The following is a 21,006-nucleotide window of genomic DNA, read 5'->3' on the forward strand; positions in this document are numbered from 1 at the left end:
ATTTTAGAGCAGATCGAGCGCCTTGAGGACCGCCGACTGGTCGTAATAGGGGCGTTCGCAGACGATCCTGTCGCTGCCCGGACCGAACTGAAAGCTCGCCGCCATGCGGATGCGGAACGCCTTGCCGGTCGGCTCGATCCGCCGCAGACCGATGTTGAGTGGCCCCAGATGCGTGCCGGTCAGCCAGAATTCGACCAGCACCGTATCGGTCGCGGCGTCGGCGGCGATCGCGATCACTTCATTGGCCTGATCGGGGAAGGGCGTGCGCGACGTGGTGAAATAGGACCGCACCGCCGCTTCGCCGTCGAAGATCGTGCCGGGACCGAGCAGTTCATATCTGGGGTGGGCGAAAGTTGCGAGAACGCCGTCCCAGTCCTGCGCGATCTCCAACGCCATATGGCGGCGAACCATTTCGATTCGGGCTGCATCAAGTTCGGTCATTGGCCCACTCCCTCAGGCGTGCATCCCCTATGCGAACGCCTTGGTTTTGCGCAGCAGCTGATAGGCCGCAACCACCTCGTTCAACCGCGACTCATGGCTGCGATCGCCGCCATTGCGGTCGGGATGATAGCGCCGAACAAGCTCGCTGTATCGTTTTCGCAGCATCGCGCGGTCGGCGTCGACCGAAAGCTCCATCAACTGCATCGCGCGATGTTCCTCGCGGGTGAAACGGGGATCGGCGGCTTCGCGCCGCGCCTCGTCCATCCGCTGGCGAAAACGCGCACCCAGCGCGTCGATCGGGTCCTTGAAGTCGGCCCAGCGCGGCGGCAGGTCGGCGCTGCCCGCGGTGCGGAAGGTCCGGCTTTCTGTTTCCCAGCCCGCGGTCGGCGATTGCGCCGCGATGATCTGGTCGGCGCTCATGCCGCTGAAATAATCATAGCCCGCGTTGAACTCGCGCACATGGTCGAGGCACAGCCAGCGATAGGCGGGCGGCCCGTCGGGCGAGCGCGTCGCCGACATGGGCGCGCGAAATTCGCCCTGCTCGCGGCATCCGGGCGCGGCGCACCGATCTTCGCGCACGACGCGGCCATGAAAACGATTGGGACGAGCGGAGGAGGGCAAAAAGACGCTTTCGGGACGATGGGGAGCCCTTATCATTTGGCGATCGAACGCTTATGGTCAAGTCATGACGATCAAAGGCCCTGTGCAAATCGAGATGGAAAGCCTGCTCAGCGCAGCCTTTCCCGACGCAAATTTCATCCTGAACAACGATAGCGCCAGCCATCATGGCCATATGGGCGACGACGGCAGCGGCGAGTCGCATTTCAGCCTGACCATTGAATGGGCGGGCTTTGCCGGCATGAACCGCGTCGCGCGTCAGCGCACCGTGAACAAGGCGCTCGGTGACCTGCCGGGGCAGCGCGTTCATGCGCTCGCCATCAAGGCCACCGCACCGGGCGAATGAGCGACCGGCCGAAACGTCCCGCTGCGCGTTTGCTGGTCACCGACCCGGCGGGACGCTTACTGATGTTCCGCTTTACTGCGGAAGGTCGCGCGCCTTTTTGGGTGACGCCGGGCGGCGCCGTCGATCCGGGTGAGAGTTTTGAGGCGGCGGCACGCCGCGAGCTTTATGAAGAGACGGGCATCGAAGCCGATCCCGGGCCGGTGGTCGCGGTGCGGCACGTCCGCTTCGTCACGCTGCAAAATGTCGATGTCGACGCCGAAGAACGATATTTTTCGATCCGCGTCGATAGCGACGCGATCAGTTCCGATGGCCACACCGAATTGGAACAGAAAGTCATGCTGACGCACCGCTGGTGGTCCCCCGGCGAATTGGAAGCGCAGGATGAAGCCTGGTTTCCGCGGGATGTAACGACGCTGTGGCAGGACATATTGGCGGGCGCGGGAGAAGACGATGATCGATAAGGTGAACCTTGCCGAAGCCTTTGCGAGCTTCGACGACCATTGGAACCCGCGCGTCGCGGGCGATATCAATGATTTTCAGGTCAAGCTGGTGAAGCTCGCCGGCAAGTTCGACTGGCATCATCACGAGCATGAAGACGAATTGTTCCTCGTCGTCGCGGGGCGGATGAAAATGGCTTTCCGCGACCGCGATGTGATCGTCGAGCCGGGGGAGTTCATCATCGTGCCCCACGGCACCGAACATTGCCCCGAGGCGCTGGAAGGCGAATGTCAGGTGCTGCTGCTCGAACCCAATTCGACGCTCAACACGGGAAACGTCCGAACCGAAAAGACGCGCAGCGCGCTGGAACGGCTCGATTAGTCGCCCATTCGGCGAGTTCGGGGCGTTGGCCTCTTGCCAGCCGCCGCGATCCCCGCCAACTTGGTTTCGAAAAGAAACCAATGGGAGCGGTGTCGATGACGGGCGAATTCGAACAGGTGCGGTTGAAGCTGTCGACGGGCGTTGAACTCGACGTCGTCGATATGGGGCCGCGCGATGCGCCGGTGCTGATCTTCCTCCACGGTTTCCCCGAATCGCACCGCACCTGGCGCCACCAACTGCCGCATTTCTCGAAGAATTTTCGCTGCATCGCTCCCGATCAGCGCGGTTATCGCGGCTCGTCGAAGCCGCAGGATGCCGACAGCTACACCCCCGACAAGCTGATCGCCGATATTTTCGCGATGGCCGATGCGCTTGGCGTCGGTCAGTTCACCATCGTTGGTCACGACTGGGGCGGAGCGATCGCGTGGGGCGTCGCGCTCGGCGGTCAGCCCGGCGGGCTGCACCCGGCTTGGGCGGGGCGCGTCACCCGCGCGGTCATCGCCAATGCGCCGCACCCCGCAGTCTTTCAGCGCCTGCTCGTCACCAACGCCGACCAGCGCGCCGCGAGCCAATATATCCGCACCTTCCGCGATCCGGCGAGCGACGCGATCATCGAGGGGCATGGCATCGCCGGTTTGCTCGCCCACGCCTTTGCCGGACGGGTGCCGAGCGGCGGCATGGCGGAGCCCGACGAAATCGCCCGTTTCCTCAAGGATTGGGAGGATCGCGACACCTGCCGCGCGATGATCAACTGGTATCGCGCTTCGCCGGTGATGGTCCCGGCGATGGACGAGCCTTATGATGCGCCGCCGGCGGTGCCCTTTCCGACGCTTAATATTCCGACCTTGGTCGTCTGGGCGCTCGACGATGTCGCATTGCCCCCGTGCAACCTCGACGGGATCGACGAGCTGGTGCCCGATGTGACGATCGTCGAGGTGCCGGGTTGCGGTCATTTCGTGCCGTGGGAGGCGCCCGATGCGGTCAATGCCGCGATGGACGCCTTCCTTGGGCAGGCGGCGGACTGATCGCCTATTTGGTCGTGTAGCCGCCGTTCACGAGGATCGTCTGGCCGGTCATCCACCAGCCGTCGCTGACCAGAAAACGGATCCACGGTACAATATCCTCGATGTCGGTCAGACCTGTCGAGGAAAAGGGCGACAGCGCGGCGGCGGTCTTGTGATAGGCGACGGCATCCGCCCCTTCGGCCGGATAAAAGAAGGGTGTGTCCATCGGACCCGGCCCGATCGCAGTCACCGAAATGCCGCGATCGCCAAACTCCTTCGATGCAGCGCGGGTATAATGTTCGACCGGGGCCTTCGTCCCGGCGTAGCTCGAGTAAAAGGGCGTGTATGCGCCGAGCAGCGACGTGACGAGCGTGCAGATTTTGCCATTGTCGCTGACATGTTTTCCAGCCTCTTTCAGGAAGAAAAAGGCGGTCTTTGAATTGACCGCGCTCATTGCGTCAAACTCGGCTTCGCTGATCTCGAGCATCGGCTTTTTCAACACTTTGCCAACCGTATTGATCGCGATGTCGATGCCGCCCATCGCCGCCTTTGCGTCGGCGAACAAACGCTCCATCGCCGCTGCGCTCGTCAGGTCGGCCTGGAACGCATGCGCCTCGGTGCCCGCCGCCCGGATCGCATGGACGGTGTCGTCGGCTTCGGCGCGTGAGGCGTCGCTATTATAGTGAATGGTCACGGCGCGCGCGCCCTCTACTGCGAAATCGCGTGCGATCAGGCCGCCCAGATTCTTTGCGCCGCCGGCGATCAGGATTTTTTTGCCTTCGATATTGTGAATACTCATTCTGCTGGTCCCTGAATGATGGAGAGAGGAGGCCGGTTTAGGAAAGGCCGCGATTCGAGGCTTTCAGATTCTCCCAGAGTTTCGCATAGTGCGGCGATGCAGACGGGCGGACTCAAGGCAGCCTATGTCGAGGAGCGGATCGACGGACCGGCCAGCTGGACGATCGAGCGCGACGACCATGCGCTGATCCTGCACGAGGCGGGAAGCTATCAACGGCTGGAAACATGGCTCGACGGGCGGCGAACCTCGCTCGGATCACCGCTGTCGGGCGAAATATGGTTTGCACCTGCCGGGCAGCAGTATCGCGGCGCGGCGCAGGGCGGTGCGGTCGGCTATATCGCAGTCGATATTCCTTCGGACCGTCTGACCGTCGGCCCCGGTGCGGGCGCTTTGGCGGGGTATCGCGACCGGGGCATGGCTGCGCTGGTGCGTGCACTGCTTGCCGGAGACATCGATGCCGCCGGTGCGCTGGTCGCGGCGCTGGCCGATCTGATGGAAAGGCGCGGCCCGTCCCGGCCGGTTCCGCCCGCGATGACGCGGCGTATCGACGCGCTGCGCGCCGCCATCGAGGATCGCCTCGATACACATTTGACGGTTGAGGACATGGCGGTGGAGGCGGGGATGTCGGTGAACAGTCTGATCGTCCATTTCGCCCGTGCCACGGGACGGACACCCGCCCAATATGTGCTGCATCAGCGTTTGCGGCGGGCGTGTCGCTATCTCGACAGCCTTCCCGTTTCGGTGACCGAAATTGCTCTTGCGACGGGCTTTTCGAGCCATGCCCATCTTTGTTCGGCCTTTCGCGCCAAGCTGGGCATGTCGCCGGGCGAATGGCGACGCCGCGGCGATTCCGTTCTCATGACGACCAGGGGGGCTTAATATATGTCGCACACCGCCATCATGCTGCTGGCAGGGGTTGCCCTGCTGATCGCGATACGCCTGACCATACGCGACGGGGCGCGGGCGACGCGGCTGTTTCTGCTGCTCTGGCTGGCCGTTTCGATCGCCAACCTTCTCGTCGGTGTGTTCTACGCCGGGTACGGCTGGGCGGAGGAAGCCGTCATATGGCTGCTCATATTCGGTGCGCCCGCCGGGATCGCGCTCGCAACCGCGCGGATCAATCCTCGGGCGTGAGCAGGCAGCCGCTGGCGCCGGCATAGCGGGCGCTGCGCGAGGCGAGCAGCGGCACGCTGCCGGTCACCGTCCTGGTCGCAGGGTCTTCGGCGAGCGACACCAGTTCCATGCCGGGTTCGAAATCGCTCTGACAGCTGTCGAGGCTGCGCCCCTGCACATAGCGGCACGAACAGCCGACGCGCGCGGCATAGGCGGAGCCGAGCTCGGCCTGCGCCTTGAACGACGGGAATTTCCAGATCAGGAAGCCGGTCATCAGTAGCGCGAGGATGACGACCCACGGCAGGCAGCCGCCCCGCGCGCGGGATCGAGTGGCCGGTGTTGGCGTCGGCTCCGCGCTTGGCGTTTCGGGTGGGTTGATGTTACTCACCGGACCCATGATCACGAAAAAACTCATGCTGGCAAGTGCGGCGGTCGTGATGCTCGGGGGCTGGTCGCTGAGCCAGGCGGCGGGGCAGGGCGGCATTGCGCCGGCATCGCCCGCACCCAAAATGGGGGCTTCGCTCGATCATGACGTGCGGGGCGACATGCTGCCGCCGCTGCCCGCGCTCGATCCCGCAATCAAGGCGAAGGCCGATGCGCTGTTCGCCGACGAGGATGACGTCGGACAGACGCGCGCTCTCTATGTGCTGCGCGATGGTGAACCAATTTACGAGCGCTATGCGCCGGGTTTCGGGCCTGAGACAAAGCTGATCAGCTGGTCGATGGCGAAGAGCATCACCGCGGTGCTGACGGGCTTTCTCGTCGCCGGGGGGCAATTGTCGCTCGATGGTCCGGCCCCGGTCGCGGCGTGGCAGCGCAGCGGCGATCCGCGCGGCGCGATCACGCTCGCGCATCTGCTCCACATGTCCTCGGGCATTGAGCATGTAGAAAATGGCGATCCGGTGTGGCAGGGCGATACCGTCGCGATGCTGTTCGGCGGTGGGGCGCAGGATATGGCAGGCTTTGCCGAGGCGAAGCCCGCGGCGGCGCAGCCCGATGAACTGTTTAATTACAGCTCGGCGACCAGCGTCATTCTGTCCGACATTATCACCGACGCGCTGACCCCGTCGCGAAATCCCGCCGCGCGGCGCGATGCGATGCGCGACTTCATTCAGGGGCGGCTGGTCGAGCCGCTCGGCATGACTAGCCTGACCCCGGAATTTGACGCGAAGGGCACGATGATCGGCGGGTCGATCATGCACGCGACCGCACGCGACTATGCGAAGTTCGGCGAATTTCTGCGCAACCATGGCGTCGTCGACGGCCAGCGGCTGCTCCCCGAAAGCTGGATGAAATTCATGCTGACGCCATCGGCCAATGATGCGGGCTATGGCGGTCATATCTGGCTCAACCGGCGCCGCCCGGCGGGCGCGCCGGCGGCGCTATGGCCCGATCGCGGTCCGAACGACCTGTTCGCGTGCATCGGGCATCAGGGGCAATATATCATCGTCTCGCCGTCGCAGCGGGTGACGATCGTGCGGCTCGGCGTGACAAATGACGACCAGTTCCCGGCATTGCGCCGCCATCTGGCCGATTTGACCGAGGCCTTATAGCAGGAAGTCCCCGACCAGCGTCGTGACGCAGGTCCCGGTGAGTTCGACCCGGTCGCCAACAAGCCGACAACCGACATGGCCGCCGCGCACGCTCGCCTGATAGGCGGCGAAGTGATCGCGGCCCAACTGACCGGACCAGTAAGGCGTCAGTACACAATGCGCCGATCCGGTCACCGGGTCCTCGTCGATCCCGGCGCCGGGTGCGAAAGCGCGACTGACGACATCGGCGTCTGAAATATCGCCGTCGCCGCGCGCGGTCGCGATGATCAGTATGTCACCGTGCTTTTTCAGCGCGCGCATATCGGGCGCCAGCGCCCGCACGGCATCGGCATCGCGATACACGATCAGCGCATAGCCGCCGTCGTGCCACAGCGTCTCGATCGCATCGCCGCCGAGCGCCGCGACGATCTGGGGCAAGGCTTTGGGCGCCGGCGGATAGGCGGGCAGTTCCATGCGATAGCCGGCATCCTCACCGTTGCGCGCGACGCGCAAGATCCCGGCCTTGCGGGTTCGAAAGCGCATGTCGCCCCGCCACGGCGCCGCCGTCAGCAGGACATGTCCGCTCGCCAGCGTTGCATGGCCGCACAATGCGACCTCGGTCGTCGGGGTGAACCAGCGCAGCTCATAATCGGCGTCGTCGCTCTCGTCGGGGATCAGAAAGGCGGTTTCGGCGAGATTATTCTCGGCCGCGATCGCCTGCAGCACCCCGTCGCCCAGCCATTCCTCCAGCGGCATCACCGCGGCGGGATTGCCGGTGAAGGCGCGATCGGCGAAGGCGTCGACCCGGCTGATCGGCAGGCGGCGTTGCGCGCTCATGGGTAAAGCAATCCGCTGGTCCAGCTATCGCCGTCGCGGGTGAAGCGCGTTCGTTCGTGCAGCCGGTGCGCGCGGTCCTGCCAAAATTCGATCGCGGCAGGCGTCACACGCCAACCCGACCAGCGCGGCGGCCGCGGCACATCCTGTCCCGCAAAACGCGTCTCGACCTCGGCGAAACGCGCTTCGAATGTCTCGCGTGCGTCCAATGGGCGCGACTGGTCGCTCGCCCAGGCGCCAAGCTGGCTGTCGCGGCTGCGCGTCGCAAAATAGGCGTCGGCGGTGGCGTCGTCGACCGGCGTTACCGACCCTTCGATGCGGATCTGGCGGCGCAGCGACTTCCAGTGGAACAGCAGCGCGACATGCGGGTTCGCCGCCAGCTCGCCGCCCTTGCGGCTGTCGAGATTGGTGTAGAAAATGAAGCCGTCGGGGCCGTGGCCCTTGAGCAGCACCATGCGCAGCGACGGGTGGCCGTCCGCCGTCGTCGTTGCGAGCGCCATCGCATTGGCGTCATTGGGTTCGCTGGCGCGCGCTTCGGTGAACCAGCTGTCGAACAGGGCAAAGGGATCGGTGATCATGGGCGCGGTCATATCGTGCGCTGCGGGTGCGGTCGAGCCACCATCGTCATCTGAACTTGACCCGTCGCGGGGCGATTCCCACATCGCGTGCAATCGGGCCTTCCCGGCTTAACAATATTCGGGCTACAGGAACAATATGGCAGATCCCTATTCCATTCTTGGCGTCGCGAAAGGCGCAAGCGAAGCGGAAATCAAAACCGCATACCGCAAACTCGCCAAGCAATTGCACCCCGATAAAAACAAGGACAACCCCAAGGCGTCGGAGAAATTCTCCGAGGTCACCCGGGCCTATGACATTTTGTCGGACAAGACGAAGCGCGCGCAGTTCGACCGCGGCGAGATCGACGGCGACGGGAATCCGGCGATGCCATATGGTTATGGCGGCAGCGGCGGTTTTCGCGGCGACCAGCGCAGCGGCCCCGGCGGCTTTAGCGGTTTCGGAAACGAAAGCTCCGACTTCGGCGATATTTTTGAAGGCCTGTTCGGTCGCGGCGGCGGTGCAGCTGCCGGTGGCGGCGGACCGTTCGGCGGTTTCGGTGGGCGCAGTGCGCCGCCGGCCAAGGGCGCCAATGTCGCCTATCGCCTCGCGGTCTCCTTCATCGACGCCGCAACGCAGGCGCCGCAACGCATCACGCTGGCCGATGGCGGTACGATCGACCTGAAAATCCCCGCCGGGGTCGAAACCGGCACCCAGATGCGCCTCGCGGGCAAGGGGCAGCCCGGACCGGGCGGCCATGGCGACGGCATCGTCACCATTTCGGTCAAGGATCATCCCTTTTTCATCCGCGAAGGCGCGAATATCCGCCTCGACCTGCCCGTGACGCTGAACGAAGCGGTGCAGGGCGCGAAGGTGAAGGTTCCGACCGTCGACGGTCCCGTCATGCTGTCGATCCCTGCGGGCTCGACTTCGGGCAAGGTCATGCGCCTGAAGGGCAAGGGCTTCAGTCAGAAGGGCGGCGGACGCGGCGATCAACTCGTGCGCTTGATGGTCGATCTGCCCGCCGATGACGCGGGCCTCGCGAAGCTGGTCGGCGAATGGACCGATACGCGGGCCGTGCGCGCGGATCTGGGCGTGTGATGCGTGGCTGAACGGAGCGATGCCAGAGCGAAGGTTGCCGAGAAAACGGCGGCTGACGCGCTGGCGCGCGAAGTTACCGAGGAGGTCGGCCAGGAATTTCTGGCCGAGGGCCATTCACCCCATTCGCCCGAGGCGCGCGCCGAACGCGCCAAGCGCATCCATTTGCGCGCGCGGGCGCAGGGGGTCATCGAACGCAGCCGCGAGCGGCTCGGCCCCCGAACGCGGATTTTCCACATCGTCCGCCGCGTTGTCGTCGGCACCTATACCGACGGCTTCATCCACGCTGGCAATCTCGCCTATCTGGCACTGATCGCGCTCTTCCCCTTCTTCATCCTGCTCGCCGCTGCCCTCAGCTTGCTGGGCGGCAGCGTCGGCGGCGAAGCGGCGATCGAGGCGGTATTCTCGACGATGCCGCCGACCGTCGCCAAGGCGCTGGCGGGACCGATTCGCGAAGTGATGAGTGCGCGCACCGGGATTTTCCTGTGGCTCGGCGCTTTTGTCGCGCTGTGGACCGTCGGCAGCCTGATCGAAACGGTGCGCGACATTTTGCGCCGCGCCTATGGCACGCACTTCAGCCGCGGTTTCTTTCACTATCGCCTGCTGTCGCTCGGGATCATCACCGGCGCGGTCGTGCTGATGCTCCTGTCGTTCAGCATGCAGGTGCTGATCGTCGGCGTCGAACAATTTATCAGCCGCGTGTTGCCCGATCAATTACAGGCGGCGGGGACCGTCGCGATTTCGCGCGTTGTCTCGGGTCTGGGCCTGTTTCTCGCCATTTACCTCCTCTTCTACTCGCTGACCCCGTCCAAATATCGCAAGCTCAAACATTGCCCCAAATGGCCGGGCGCGGCGTTCACCACCCTGTGGTGGATCGGGGTCACATTGGCGCTGCCGCCTTTGCTCGCCAGCCTGCTCAGCTATGACGCAACCTATGGCAGCCTTGCGGGTGTGATGGTCGCGCTGTTCTTTTTCTACCTCGTTGGCCTTGGTATGGTCATCGGCGCCGAACTCAATGCCGCGCTCGTCGAGGTTGAGGATTTGGGCCATGACGCTATTGGGCGCGTCGACGACGTGATTACCGGAGAATAAGAATGACAGGTTTGATGCAGGGCAAGCGCGGGCTGATTATGGGCCTGGCCAATGACAAATCGCTCGCCTGGGGGATTGCCAAGGCCTTGCACGGCGCGGGCGCTGAACTCGCGATCAGCTATCAGGGCGAGGTGATGGAAAAGCGGGTGAAGCCGCTCGCCGACCAGCTCGGTTGCGATTTCCTGATCGATTGCGACGTGTCCGACATGGCCAATCTCGACGCTGCCTTTGCGACGCTCGCCGCACGCTGGCCGACGATCGACTTCATCGTCCATGCGATCGGCTATACGAACAAGGAAGCGCTGCGCGGCAAATATGCCGACGTCACGCTCGACGACTTTCTGATGACGATGAACATCAGCGTCTACAGCTTCACCGCCGTCGCCGCGCGCGCCGCCGCGATGATGACCCCGGTTGATCCCGAAACGGGCAAGGGCGGCGGGTCGATGCTGACGCTATCCTATTATGGCGCCGAAAAGGTGATCCCGCATTACAATGTCATGGGCGTCGCAAAATCGGCGCTGGAGACCAGCGTCAAATATCTCGCCAATGATTTTGGCCCCGAGGGCATCCGCGTGAACGCCATCTCGGCGGGACCGATCAAGACGCTCGCGGCGTCGGGCATTGGCGATTTCCGTCTGATCCTGAAATGGAACGAGCATAATGCGCCGCTGCGCCGCAACGTCACCATCGACGATGTCGGCGGCTCGGCGCTTTATCTGCTCAGCGACCTCGCCTCGGGCGTGACCGGCGAGACGCACCATGTCGACGCCGGATATCACACCGTCGGCATGAAACAGGAAGACGCGCCGGACATCGCGCTTGTCTGATGCGCCGGTCATCCGACCCGCGCGCGCGGAGGATGGTGATGCGATCGATACCGTCATTCGCGCCGCCTTCGCCGGGACCGGGTTCGGTCATCAGGGCGAGGCGGAACTGGTGCGGATGATCGAAGCCGATGGCGATACTTTGGTGTCGCTGGTCGCCGAAGTGGGCGGCGAAGTCGTCGGGCATGTGCTGTTCAGCAGGATGGATGTCGAGGCCGACGGGGCGCCGCTTTCCGCCGCCGGTTTGGCGCCGGTGGCGGTAAAGCCCGGCCTGCAAGGGCAGGGTATCGGCGATGCGTTGATCCGTGCCGGGCTCGACCGGCTGCGCGAACAGGGTGCCGCGATCAGCTTCGTCTTGGGGCATGAGGCCTATTATCCGCGCTTCGGCTATTCGCCTGAACTGGGCGCGCGCTTCGCTTCGCCCTTTGCCGGGCCGCATTTCATGGCCATGATGCTGGACAAGGAAGCGGCTTGGCCGCTAGGCGGACGCGCGGATTATGCACCCGCATTCGGCCGGATGGGATAGGGCAATGAGTTTCAACAGCTTCGGGCGCGTTCTTCGCTTCACCACTTGGGGGGAAAGCCATGGTCCCGCGCTCGGCGCCGTCGTCGACGGCTGTCCGCCGCGCCTGTCGCTTTCCGAAGCCGATATCCAGCCGTTCCTCGACAAGCGCCGTCCCGGCCAGTCGCGCCACACGACGCAGCGGCAGGAACCCGATCAGGTCCGCATCCTGTCGGGGGTGTTCGAGGGCAAGACGACGGGTACGCCGATCAGCCTGATGATCGAGAATGTCGACCAGCGATCGAAGGATTATGGCGAGATTGCGCAGGCCTATCGCCCCGGCCACGCCGATTATGCCTATGACGCCAAATATGGCATCCGCGACTATCGCGGCGGCGGCCGCTCGAGCGCGCGCGAGACCGCGGCGCGCGTTGCCGCAGGCGGCGTCGCGCGGCTGGTGATCCCCGAGGTGCAGATCCACGCGTGGGTCGCCGAAATCGGCGGCGATGCGATCGATCCCGCGAATTTCGACCTCGAAGAAATCGACCGCAATCCCTTCTTCTGCCCCGACCCCGCTGCCGCGCAGCGCTGGGAGGGGCTGATGGACGCCGCGCGCAAATCGGGCAGTTCGCTCGGCGCGGTGATCGAATGTGCCGCCAGCGGCGTCCCCGCCGGTTGGGGCGCGCCCATTTATGCCAAGCTCGACGCCGACCTCGCCGCCGCGATGATGGGGATCAACGCGGTGAAGGCTGTGGAAATCGGCGCCGGCTTCAATGCCGCGCGCCTGCGCGGCGAGGAAAATGCCGACCCGATGCGTCCCGCGACCGACGGCAGCAACCGCCCCGATTTCCTCTCGAACAACGCCGGCGGCATCGCCGGCGGCATCTCGACCGGCCAACCCGTCGTCGTTCGCGTCGCGTTCAAGCCGACCAGCTCGATCCTGACCCCGGTGCCGACGATCAACAAGGCGGGCGAGGCGACCGACATCGTGACCAAGGGCCGCCACGATCCGTGCGTCGGCATCCGCGGTGCCCCGGTGGTCGAAGCGATGATGGCGCTCGTCCTCGCCGATCATAAATTGCTCCACCGCGCCCAGTGCGGATAAGCATCACATGATCGAGGCGCTGCGAACATTTATCGAGGCGCATCAGGCAGTCATAACGCTGCTGATCCTTGCGGCAATGTTCGTCGGTTTTCTGATGGAGCGGCTGCCCGCGACGGTGATCGCGATCCTCGGTGCCTGCGCCTGCCTCGCGCTCGGTATCCTCGACGACAAGGCAATCTATTCGGTCTTTTCCAACTCGGCGCCGATCGTCATCGGCGCGATGTTCGTGCTGTCGGGTGCGCTGATCCGCACCGGCGTGATCCAGCGCGTCGCCGACCTGATCATGGCGCGCGCCGAAAAGCATCCGCGCCTCGCGATCGTCGAAGTGCTCATCGGTGCTCTCGTTGCCTCTGCCTTCCTCAACAATACCCCGGTCGTCGTCGTCCTGCTGCCGATCATGATGAAGCTCGCCGACGTGACGGGCGTCAGCGCGAAGAAGCTGCTGATGCCGCTCTCAATCGCAGCGGTGCTCGGCGGCACGCTGACGCTCATCGGCACGTCGACCAACCTTGTCGTCGACGGCATCGTGCGCGAGGCGGGAATGCCGCGCTTCGGGATTTTCGAAATCACCCCGATCGGCCTCGTCACCGCGACGTCGGGTATGATCGGTCTCGCGCTGATGTGGTGGCTGCTGCCGTCGGACAAGCCGATCAAGGGGCCCGCGGGAACGCACGACGCGCACCAATATCTGACCGAGCTGGTGCTGGGCGAGGAAGATGATCTGGTCGGCATGACGGTCGAGGCTTTTCGCGACCTGCCGCGCTCGGGACGGATCGTCGGCATCCGCCGGGGTTCGGCGGTGGTGCATGGCGCCGATCTCGAGCACTGGATTCTCGCTCCGGGCGATCGCCTGATCCTCCGCGTCGACGGCGCGACCCTGATGACCTGGCGCGAACAGGGCCGCTTCCTCCTTGGAATCGGCAGCGGCGAACCCGCGACAAGCGACACGGTCGTCGAAACGATGGTCGCCTCCAACCACCCCGCGATCGGCCAGCGCCTCATCGACATTCCTTTCCTCCAGAAAATCCGTGCGCGCGTCATCGGCCTCGACCGTCCGGCGCACGAGCCCGGCCCCGATCTCGCCAGCGTCCGTATTCGCCCCGCCGACCGCCTGCTTGTCGCGGGCGGCCCGCGCGAGGTCGAGGCGCTGCGCGACAACCCGCATATGATCGGCGCCGATCTCGCCAAGGTGCGTGCCTTTCGCCGCGGCAAGGCGTGGATCGCAATATTGTGCATGTTGTCGGTGGTCACGCTCGCCGCGTTCGATGTGATGTCGATCGGCGTCGCCGCGCTCATCGCGATCGGCGTCATCCTTGTCACCCGCTGCATCGACAGCGAGGAAGCATGGGGAACGATCGACGGCGACGTGCTGATCCTGATCTTCGCGATGCTCGCGGTCGGGCTTGCGCTCGAAAACAGCGGCGCGGTCGCGATGATGGTCGGCTGGGTCAAACCTTCGCTCGCCGACGCGCCCGCCTGGGTGCTCGTCTTCGGCATTTATTTCTTTGCGTTGATCCTGTCCGAACTGCTCAGCAACAATGCCGTTGCGGCGCTGATGACGCCGGTCACGCTGGCGATCGCCGCCGAACTTGGCGTCGATCCGCGCCCGCTGGTGATCGCGCTGATGATCGGTGCATCCGCCTGTTTCGCGACCCCGATCGGCTATCAGACCAACACTATCGTCTATGCCGCGGGCGATTATCGCTTCGTCGATTTCGTCAAGATCGGTGTGCCGCTCAATATCATCACCGGCGTATCGACCTGCCTCGCCATCGTCTTTTTCATGACCTGACGCGATTGCAATCGCGCGATTGCTCCTGATCCGAGGGGCTGTTACCCCCTCCGCCATATCATCCGGGAAACCCGGAACCAGGGAGCATCTTTTCATGGCGAAACGCCTGACCTTATTCATTCTGATCGGAATGGTGATCGGTATCATCACCGGTGCCATCGCCCATGCGCAGATCGGTGCCGACAAGGCCGCGGCGACGCAGATTGCCGGCTATTTCAGAATCCTGCCCGACGTATTCCTTCATCTGATCAAGATGATCATCGCGCCGCTCGTGCTTGCGACGATCGTCGCGGGCATCGCCAATATGGGCGACAGCGCGGCACTTGGCCGGATCGGCGCAAAGTCGCTTTTCTGGTTCATCGGGGCCAGCTTCATGTCGATCACGCTCGGGCTGTTGCTGGTGAATTTCCTCCAGCCGGGTGTCGGTCTCGATTTGACGCCGACCGCCGAGGTGGGTGAGCTGAAGACCGGCGCGCTCAATCTGCGCGATTTCATTCTCCACATCTTCCCCGAATCGATCTTCGGGGCGATGGCGGCGAACGACATTCTCCAGATTCTCGTCTTCTCGGTCTTCGCGGGCGTCGGCCTGTCGGCGCTCGGTGAGCGTGCGGCGCCGCTGGTGCACGCCGTCGACCTGCTCGGCGAACTGATGCTTCAGATCACCAACTATGTGATGCTGTTCGCACCCTTCGCGGTGTTCGGTGCGCTCGCGGGGGTGATCACGGTCAACGGGCTCGGTATCCTGCTCGACTTCCTGCGCCTGATCCTCGAATTCTATCTCGGCCTCGCCTTGCTGTGGATCATCCTCTTCTCGCTCGGTGCGATCTTCCTCGGAAAGCGCATCCTGACGCTGGCGCGCTACATCGTCGAACCGCTGCTGCTCGCCTTTTCTACCGCCTCGTCCGAGGCCGCGCTGCCCAAGCTGTTCGAACAGCTTGATCGCTTCGGCGTCCCGCGCCGCATTTCGGGCTTCGTCCTGCCCTTGGGCTACAGCTTCAACCTCGATGGCTCGATGATGTATATGAGCTTTGCGACGCTGTTCATCGCGCAGGCCTATGGCATCGACCTGTCGATCGGCACGCAAATCTTGATCCTGCTGACGCTGATGGTGACATCCAAGGGGATTGCGGGCGTCCCGCGCGCCAGCCTTGTCGTCATCACCGCAACGCTGACCCAATTCGGGCTTCCGGTCGAGGGCGTGGCACTGATCCTCGGCATCGACCAGTTCCTCGACATGGGCCGGTCGGCGACGAACGTGGTCGGCAATGCGGTCGCGACCTCGGTCATCGCCAAATGGGAAGGCATGCTGGAGGCGCCCGAGCCGGCCGATGCCGATTGGCCCCACGCCCCGGCCCACACGCCGCATCATGGAACCCAAGGGCTCGATCTTCGTGATGATATGGCGGGGGATGAAACCAAGCCAGCGGTCGACAAAGCATAAGGCGCAGCTTTCCGGCCGCCCAAGGGGGCGAGCAAGGGAGCTGTGCCATGGCCGAAGCGAGCATGATAACGCCGATTGCGGGCGGTGAGGATGCGCGTGCCAAGCGCCTGCAATGGCGGATGCTCATCGGCTTTCTCGGTGGACTGATCGCCGGTCTGGCTGTGCATTATGGCGCCGCCGACGCGCTGTGGGTGGAAAACGTCACCACCTATGTCACCGGCCCGGTCGGCCAGATTTTCCTGCGCCTGCTATTCATGCTCGTCATCCCGCTGCTCGTTTCGGCGTTGATCGTCGGGGTTGCCGAAATGGGCGAGATGCGGGCGCTCAAGACGGTGGGGCTGCGCACGCTCGTCTATACCGTCGTCGTGTCGTCGATCGCGGTCGCGGTCAGCCTGTTGGTCGTCAATCTGCTCCAGCCGGGCGCCGGGGTCGATCCTGCGCTCGCGCGCACGCTGATCGCGCAGGGGGCCGAGGGCGCAAAGGCGATCACCGAACGGGCAGGTGAGGCGAAGACCGGCATGGACGCGCTCGTCGCGATCGTCCCCAATAATGTCTTCAGCGCGATGAGCGAGAATGACGTGCTCGCGGTCATGTTCTTCGCGCTCTTCTTCGGCATCGGGCTGATGCTCGTCCAGACGCCGCAAACCGTCGCGCTGAAATCGGTGGTCGAGGGTGTGTTTGAGGTCGCAATGAAGCTGATCGGCCTCGTCATCCAGCTCGCGCCGATCGCGATCTTCTGTTTCATGTTCAACCTCGCGGCGCAATTCGGATGGGATTTGATCATCCGCCTGTCGGCCTATGTTGCGGTCGTGCTGCTCGCGCTGGGCTTGCAGATGTTCGTGGTCTTTCCGATCATCCTCAAGACGCTGGCGAAAAAGTCACCGGTCGCCTTCTTCCGCGAGACGCAGGAGGCCTTTGTCATGGCCTTTGCCACGGCATCGTCGAACGCGACGCTGCCGACCTCGCTGCGCGTCGCGCATGACCAACTGCGGCTGCCCGATCGCGTCGCGCGCTTTGTGCTCACCATCGGCGCCACCGCGAACCAGAATGGCACCGCGATGTTCGAGGGGGTGACGGTGATCTTCCTCGCGCAATTCTTCGGCATCGAACTGACGCTGACGCAGCAGATTTTCGTGATGCTTGTGTGTATCCTTGGCGGCATCGGCACCGCCGGCGTACCCGCAGGCTCGCTGCCGGTGATCGCGCTGATTCTCGGATCGGTCGGCGTGCCACCCGAAGGCATCGGGCTGGTGCTGGGTGTCGACCGTTTCCTCGATATGTGCCGCACGGTGCTGAACGTTATCGGAGATCTGGTCGCCGCGACGGTGGTGTCGGCCGGCGTCACAGATGAGCCGGCGACAGAGGCCGCTTCGGGCTGAAGCGCTCTGGCGAGCGATTCAGCCCGAAGCCGTCACCTTTCAATCATTGCGAGCCCGACCGGGACGCCTGCTTTCGGTCGAACGCGGCATCGGCCGGTCCGGGCGCGCCTCGGGGGCCGGGCGCGGGGTCGCGGTGGCACCATCGCCGCGTCCGGGACGCACAATCGACGGACGAGTGGGGCGGTCGGGGCGCACACCGGGCTGGCTGGTGACGGGCGGGCGAGCGCCACCCGGAGTTCCGGCAACGGGCGGGCGACCGCCACCCGGGCGGTGGGGCCGATCGGGCCGCGCACCGGGCTGGCCGGCGACGGGCGGCTGCCAGCCATTGTCGGGATTTCCGGTGACCGGTGGGCGTCCGCCGGGGCGATGCGGCCGATCGGGGCGTGTACCGGGCTGACCGGTGACGGGCGGACGCCAGCCGCCGCCGGGATTTCCGGCGCCGGGGCGATTGGGCCGGTCCGGGCGAACGCTCGGCTGACCGGGGACCGGGGGGCGGCCGACGCCGCCGTGTCCGGGCCGACCCGGACGGTCATAATCGGGACGCCCATTGCCGGGGCGGTTGCCGCTATGGCCATGATGTTTCCACCAGGCGCGGCGGCCACCCCAATAGTTCAGATACTGGTCGCGCAGCGGATAGCGGTTGCGATAGCGGTCGAACATCCACGTCCCGTAACCGGGGTAATAATAATCATCGTACCAGCCGCCGCCAAAGCCGATCTGGACGAAACCGCTGCCATAATCGGACCCGTCGTAGCAGTCGTAGCCATAGCCATCGTCATAGGCATAAGGGTCATAATCATAATAGGAATCGGCGCAGCGTCCGCCCGCCGACGCATAGCTCGCGCCATTGACGCCGCCATAGTAACAGCCGCCAAGCGCCGTCGTCGCCAGCACACCAAGCGCGATGGAAAGGGGACGTTTGAAACTCTTGGGCATCATGCCCTCCTAAAACGGGTCCGGGAGCAGACCGCCTATCATGCGGTGAAATTGCCCGAGTCGAGTTGAATTTGCGGTGAATGGTGCGGCGATGTGGAATAAGGCTTACTTGCATCGCTGTCAGTAGTTCGATACGCTCACGGCCAACGCAAAGAACAAGAGGATTGGCCGCGATGAACGCTCCTGCAAAGATTGCCTTTTCCGAAGCGCGCTTCGGCCCCGACACCCGGCATTGGCTGCCGCTCAATCCCAATTCGGCGCTCGATCATATTCCGGGCGAGGATGGCTATCCGGTGATCGGCAACACACTGGAACAATTGGGTGATTATCCGGCCTTCTCGCGCCGCATGGTCGCCAAATATGGCCATGTCTTTCGCAATCACAGCATGGGCGGTCGCAGCGTCGGAATGTACGGGCCCGACGCGAACGAACTGGTGATGTTCGACCGCGACAAGATTTTCTCGTCCGAACAGGGCTGGGGGCCGGTGCTCAATCTGCTCTTCCCGCGCGGGCTGATGCTGATGGATTTCGAAAAGCATCGCGCCGACCGCAAGGTCCTGTCGGTCGCGTTCAAGCCCGAACCGATGCGCCATTATGCCGATTCGCTGAACGCGGGGATCAAGGACCGCATCGGCCAGTGGAGCGGCAAGACCTTCAAATTCTATCCGGCGATCAAGAAACTGACGCTCGACCTCGCCGCGACCAGCTTCCTCGGCATCCCCTTCGGGCCCGAGGCGGACAAGGTGAACAAGGCCTTCGTCGACATGGTGCAGGCATCGATCGGTATCGTCCGCGTGCCCTTGCCCTTCACCGCAATGGGCCGCGGCGCGAAGGGGCGCGCCTATCTGGTCGAATATTTCGCCCGCATGGTTCCGGAGCGGCGCGAGGGCGAAGGCGAGGATATTTTCAGCCAGATATGCCGCGCTCGCGACGATAATGGCGAGCATCTGAGCGTCGGCGCCATCGTCGACCATATGAACTTCCTGATGATGGCGGCGCACGACACGATCACCAGCTCGGTCACCACGCTCGTCTGGCAACTCGCGAAACATCCCGAATGGCAGGACAAGCTGCGCGAGGAGATGCTGGCTGTTTCGCCGGCGGGCGAGGGCGTCGGGCACAACAGCCTCGGCGAGCTCGAGCTGACCGAATGGGCGTTCAAGGAGGCGCTGCGGCTGGTCCCGCCCGTGCCGAGCTTCCCGCGCCGCGCGCTCAAGGATTTCGAATTTGGCGGCTATCGCATTCCCGCCGGCACGATCGTCGGGGTCAGCCCCGGCTTTACCCATATGATGGAAGAGCATTGGCCCGAGCCCGAAATCTTCGACCCGATGCGCTTTTCTCCCGAGGTCGCGCGCGCGCGGCACAAATATGCCTGGGTGCCCTTCGGCGGCGGCGCCCACATGTGTCTGGGGCTGCATTTCGCCTATATGCAGGCGAAAATCTTCTTCCACCATGTGATTACGACGCACCGCATCGTTGTCGCGGAGGGCTATGATCCCCAGTGGCTGATCCTGCCGATCCCGCGGCCCAAGGACGGGCTGACGGTGAGTTTCGTTCCGCTGTAGGGCGATAAAACAGCGCCTGCCCCTGTCGCCCGCGCTCAATCCTGATTGAACGGCACGGGGGGCTTTCAACCGGCGCGAAATTGCGGCAGGCGATGGCGGATATGAAAAGTCTCCGTCCCTATTTACTGTGGTTCGCCGCCGCGCTGCTGCTGAGCTTTGCCGCCGTCTATGCGATGCTATGGGTGCGCGACCATCCCCAGCATTGGCCCGGCGCACGTTTCGAGCTTGCGCAACCGCAGGGTTGGGCGACGCACCGCAAGCTCGCCGCGCTGGCCGGCGATGATGCCGCCTGCTTCGCGGCGTTCGATCGCGCCGACGCCGGCTATCTACGCCGCCCGGTGGTGGGCGAGGGGACGTGCCGCGCCAGCCAGCGGATGCTGCTGACCGGCAATAAATTCGTTCCCACCATGGCGCCCGCGGGCGCGGCGCCCGGATGCGCGGTCACCGCCGCGATGGCCCTGTGGACCCGCGACGCGGTACAGCCGCTTGCCGAGCGTCATCTCGGGCAAAAGGTCGTGCTGGTGGAAAATCTCGGCAGCTATAATTGCCGCAAGATTGCGGGGGAGCAAGCGCAGAGCCAACATTCGACCGCCAATGCCATCGACATTTCGGCCTTTGTTCTGGCCGACGGCTCGCGCATCTCGGTGCGCAATGACTGGAATGATATTGGCGCGCGCGGGGCGTTTCTGCACGCCGTCCGCGACGGGGCGTGCGGCCTGTTCAGTACGACGCTGTCACCCGATTATAACGCCGCCCACGCCGATCATTTTCACCTCGACATGGCGGTGCGGACCGCGGGCTGGACGGTCTGTCACTGATTAGACGGTAAAGCTCTCGCCGCAACCGCACGCGCCCTTGGCGTTGGGATTCTCGAAGACGAAACCGGCGGCGAAATCATCCTCGACCCAGTCCATCACGCTGCCGATCAGATACAGCACCGACGCGCCGTCGATGTAGAACACCCCGCCGGGGGTCTCGATCTTCTCGTCGAACTTCTGCTCTTCGGTGACATAGTCGACCGAATAGGCAAGCCCCGAACAGCCGCGGCGCGGGGTGGACAGGCGCACGCCGATCGCACCCTCGGGCGCGGCCGCCATCAGCGCAGTGACGCGCGCCTCGGCATTGGGCGTCAGCGTGACTGCGGCGGGGCGGGTGCGGGTTTTCGTCTCGGTCATTCCAAATCTCCCTCCTCCCGCTTGCGGGAGGGG

The 21,006-nt window shown here is 64.3% G+C and carries 25 protein-coding genes; 17 read left to right on the forward strand and 8 right to left on the reverse strand.

The window, feature by feature from the left end:
- Positions 1 to 3 precede the first annotated feature (3 nt).
- Both CDQ91_RS11990 and CDQ91_RS11995 read right to left on the reverse strand, forming a co-directional pair.
- Positions 4 to 441 carry a nuclear transport factor 2 family protein gene (locus CDQ91_RS11990; protein ID WP_088472982.1) on the reverse strand — a complete coding sequence of 146 codons (438 nt, stop codon included), beginning with the start codon at positions 439 to 441 and terminating at the stop codon, positions 4 to 6.
- A 27-nt stretch (positions 442 to 468) separates the two neighbouring features.
- Positions 469 to 1,098, reverse strand: coding sequence for a J domain-containing protein (locus CDQ91_RS11995; RefSeq protein WP_088472983.1), 630 nt, complete (start codon positions 1,096 to 1,098; stop codon positions 469 to 471).
- Between the two features lie 28 nt (positions 1,099 to 1,126).
- Here CDQ91_RS11995 and CDQ91_RS12000 point away from each other — a divergent pair, with 28 nt between their 5' ends.
- The 4 genes from CDQ91_RS12000 (at position 1,127) to CDQ91_RS12015 (ending at position 3,249) form a co-directional block, all read left to right on the forward strand.
- Positions 1,127 to 1,405, forward strand: coding sequence for a BolA family protein (locus tag CDQ91_RS12000; RefSeq protein ID WP_164499254.1), 279 nt, complete (start codon positions 1,127 to 1,129; stop codon positions 1,403 to 1,405).
- Positions 1,402 to 1,866 carry an NUDIX hydrolase gene (locus CDQ91_RS12005; protein ID WP_088472984.1) on the forward strand — a complete coding sequence of 155 codons (465 nt, stop codon included), beginning with the start codon at positions 1,402 to 1,404 and terminating at the stop codon, positions 1,864 to 1,866. Before CDQ91_RS12000 ends, CDQ91_RS12005 begins: the two co-directional genes overlap by 4 nt.
- Positions 1,856 to 2,224, forward strand: a complete 369-nt coding sequence (locus CDQ91_RS12010) for a cupin domain-containing protein (RefSeq protein ID WP_201791895.1) — start codon at positions 1,856 to 1,858, stop codon at positions 2,222 to 2,224. The genes CDQ91_RS12005 and CDQ91_RS12010 overlap by 11 nt, the downstream gene beginning before the upstream one ends.
- A 95-nt stretch (positions 2,225 to 2,319) precedes the next feature.
- Complete coding sequence (locus CDQ91_RS12015) at positions 2,320 to 3,249, forward strand: alpha/beta fold hydrolase (protein WP_088473163.1); 930 nt, start codon at positions 2,320 to 2,322, stop codon at positions 3,247 to 3,249.
- A 4-nt stretch (positions 3,250 to 3,253) separates the two neighbouring features.
- On the opposite strand, the gene CDQ91_RS12020 is transcribed toward CDQ91_RS12015, so the two are convergent.
- The gene (locus tag CDQ91_RS12020; protein ID WP_088472985.1) at positions 3,254 to 4,027 is read right to left on the reverse strand and encodes an SDR family oxidoreductase; all 774 of its coding nucleotides are present in this window, start codon (positions 4,025 to 4,027) and stop codon (positions 3,254 to 3,256) included.
- Positions 4,028 to 4,123: 96 nt separating this feature from the next.
- On the opposite strand from CDQ91_RS12020, the gene CDQ91_RS12025 reads away from it, so the two are divergent.
- Both CDQ91_RS12025 and CDQ91_RS12030 read left to right on the forward strand, forming a co-directional pair.
- Positions 4,124 to 4,906 carry a helix-turn-helix domain-containing protein gene (locus CDQ91_RS12025; protein WP_158213669.1) on the forward strand — a complete coding sequence of 261 codons (783 nt, stop codon included), beginning with the start codon at positions 4,124 to 4,126 and terminating at the stop codon, positions 4,904 to 4,906.
- A 3-nt stretch (positions 4,907 to 4,909) separates the two neighbouring features.
- Complete coding sequence (locus CDQ91_RS12030) at positions 4,910 to 5,161, forward strand: hypothetical protein (RefSeq protein WP_088472987.1); 252 nt, start codon at positions 4,910 to 4,912, stop codon at positions 5,159 to 5,161.
- On the opposite strand, the gene CDQ91_RS12035 is transcribed toward CDQ91_RS12030, so the two are convergent.
- Positions 5,145 to 5,537 (reverse strand): hypothetical protein, encoded by a 393-nt coding sequence (locus CDQ91_RS12035; protein WP_237245976.1) that lies wholly within the window; start codon positions 5,535 to 5,537, stop codon positions 5,145 to 5,147. The two genes, CDQ91_RS12030 and CDQ91_RS12035, sit on opposite strands and share 17 nt — an antisense overlap.
- 16 nt (positions 5,538 to 5,553) lie before the next feature.
- On the opposite strand from CDQ91_RS12035, the gene CDQ91_RS12040 reads away from it, so the two are divergent.
- Positions 5,554 to 6,693: a serine hydrolase domain-containing protein gene (locus CDQ91_RS12040; protein WP_237245957.1), complete on the forward strand. Its 1,140-nt coding sequence runs from the start codon at positions 5,554 to 5,556 to the stop codon at positions 6,691 to 6,693.
- Here CDQ91_RS12040 and CDQ91_RS12045 read toward each other — a convergent pair.
- Together CDQ91_RS12045 and pdxH are read right to left on the reverse strand one after the other, a co-directional pair.
- On the reverse strand, positions 6,688 to 7,509 hold the full coding sequence (locus CDQ91_RS12045; RefSeq protein ID WP_088472990.1) for a PhzF family phenazine biosynthesis protein: 822 nt from the start codon (positions 7,507 to 7,509) through the stop codon (positions 6,688 to 6,690). The two genes, CDQ91_RS12040 and CDQ91_RS12045, sit on opposite strands and share 6 nt — an antisense overlap.
- The gene (gene pdxH, locus CDQ91_RS12050) at positions 7,506 to 8,081 is read right to left on the reverse strand and encodes a pyridoxamine 5'-phosphate oxidase (RefSeq protein ID WP_088473164.1); all 576 of its coding nucleotides are present in this window, start codon (positions 8,079 to 8,081) and stop codon (positions 7,506 to 7,508) included. Before pdxH ends, CDQ91_RS12045 begins: the two co-directional genes overlap by 4 nt.
- Before the next feature lie 139 nt (positions 8,082 to 8,220).
- Here pdxH and CDQ91_RS12055 point away from each other — a divergent pair, with 139 nt between their 5' ends.
- The 8 genes from CDQ91_RS12055 (at position 8,221) to CDQ91_RS12090 (ending at position 17,297) form a co-directional block, all read left to right on the forward strand.
- Positions 8,221 to 9,162 carry a DnaJ C-terminal domain-containing protein gene (locus CDQ91_RS12055; RefSeq protein ID WP_088472991.1) on the forward strand — a complete coding sequence of 314 codons (942 nt, stop codon included), beginning with the start codon at positions 8,221 to 8,223 and terminating at the stop codon, positions 9,160 to 9,162.
- Positions 9,163 to 9,165: 3 nt separating this feature from the next.
- The gene (locus CDQ91_RS12060) at positions 9,166 to 10,251 is read left to right on the forward strand and encodes a YihY/virulence factor BrkB family protein (protein WP_088472992.1); all 1,086 of its coding nucleotides are present in this window, start codon (positions 9,166 to 9,168) and stop codon (positions 10,249 to 10,251) included.
- Positions 10,252 to 10,253: 2 nt separating this feature from the next.
- On the forward strand, positions 10,254 to 11,081 hold the full coding sequence (gene fabI, locus CDQ91_RS12065; RefSeq protein WP_088472993.1) for an enoyl-ACP reductase FabI: 828 nt from the start codon (positions 10,254 to 10,256) through the stop codon (positions 11,079 to 11,081).
- Complete coding sequence (locus tag CDQ91_RS12070) at positions 11,074 to 11,604, forward strand: GNAT family N-acetyltransferase (RefSeq protein ID WP_088472994.1); 531 nt, start codon at positions 11,074 to 11,076, stop codon at positions 11,602 to 11,604. Before fabI ends, CDQ91_RS12070 begins: the two co-directional genes overlap by 8 nt.
- 4 nt (positions 11,605 to 11,608) lie before the next feature.
- Complete coding sequence (gene aroC, locus CDQ91_RS12075; RefSeq protein ID WP_088472995.1) at positions 11,609 to 12,685, forward strand: chorismate synthase; 1,077 nt, start codon at positions 11,609 to 11,611, stop codon at positions 12,683 to 12,685.
- A gap of 7 nt (positions 12,686 to 12,692) precedes the next feature.
- Positions 12,693 to 14,477, forward strand: a complete 1,785-nt coding sequence (locus CDQ91_RS12080; RefSeq protein ID WP_088472996.1) for an SLC13 family permease — start codon at positions 12,693 to 12,695, stop codon at positions 14,475 to 14,477.
- 94 nt (positions 14,478 to 14,571) lie between these two features.
- Positions 14,572 to 15,918, forward strand: a complete 1,347-nt coding sequence (locus CDQ91_RS12085) for a dicarboxylate/amino acid:cation symporter (RefSeq protein ID WP_088472997.1) — start codon at positions 14,572 to 14,574, stop codon at positions 15,916 to 15,918.
- A 47-nt stretch (positions 15,919 to 15,965) separates the two neighbouring features.
- Positions 15,966 to 17,297, forward strand: coding sequence for a dicarboxylate/amino acid:cation symporter (locus CDQ91_RS12090; RefSeq protein ID WP_088472998.1), 1,332 nt, complete (start codon positions 15,966 to 15,968; stop codon positions 17,295 to 17,297).
- A gap of 39 nt (positions 17,298 to 17,336) precedes the next feature.
- Here the strand turns inward: CDQ91_RS12090 and CDQ91_RS12095 are convergent, their stop codons facing one another.
- On the reverse strand, positions 17,337 to 18,236 hold the full coding sequence (locus tag CDQ91_RS12095) for a hypothetical protein (RefSeq protein WP_174688503.1): 900 nt from the start codon (positions 18,234 to 18,236) through the stop codon (positions 17,337 to 17,339).
- A 170-nt stretch (positions 18,237 to 18,406) separates the two neighbouring features.
- Between CDQ91_RS12095 and CDQ91_RS12100 the strand changes: the two genes are divergently transcribed.
- Both CDQ91_RS12100 and CDQ91_RS12105 read left to right on the forward strand, forming a co-directional pair.
- Positions 18,407 to 19,798, forward strand: coding sequence for a cytochrome P450 (locus CDQ91_RS12100; RefSeq protein ID WP_088473165.1), 1,392 nt, complete (start codon positions 18,407 to 18,409; stop codon positions 19,796 to 19,798).
- A 101-nt stretch (positions 19,799 to 19,899) separates the two neighbouring features.
- On the forward strand, positions 19,900 to 20,616 hold the full coding sequence (locus CDQ91_RS12105) for an extensin-like domain-containing protein (RefSeq protein ID WP_088473166.1): 717 nt from the start codon (positions 19,900 to 19,902) through the stop codon (positions 20,614 to 20,616).
- Here the strand turns inward: CDQ91_RS12105 and CDQ91_RS12110 are convergent, their stop codons facing one another.
- Positions 20,617 to 20,973 (reverse strand): HesB/IscA family protein, encoded by a 357-nt coding sequence (locus CDQ91_RS12110; protein ID WP_088472999.1) that lies wholly within the window; start codon positions 20,971 to 20,973, stop codon positions 20,617 to 20,619.
- Positions 20,974 to 21,006 lie beyond the last annotated feature (33 nt).

This window comes from Sphingopyxis witflariensis, assembly GCF_002205635.1.
Taxonomy (GTDB): Bacteria; Pseudomonadota; Alphaproteobacteria; order Sphingomonadales; family Sphingomonadaceae; genus Sphingopyxis; species Sphingopyxis witflariensis.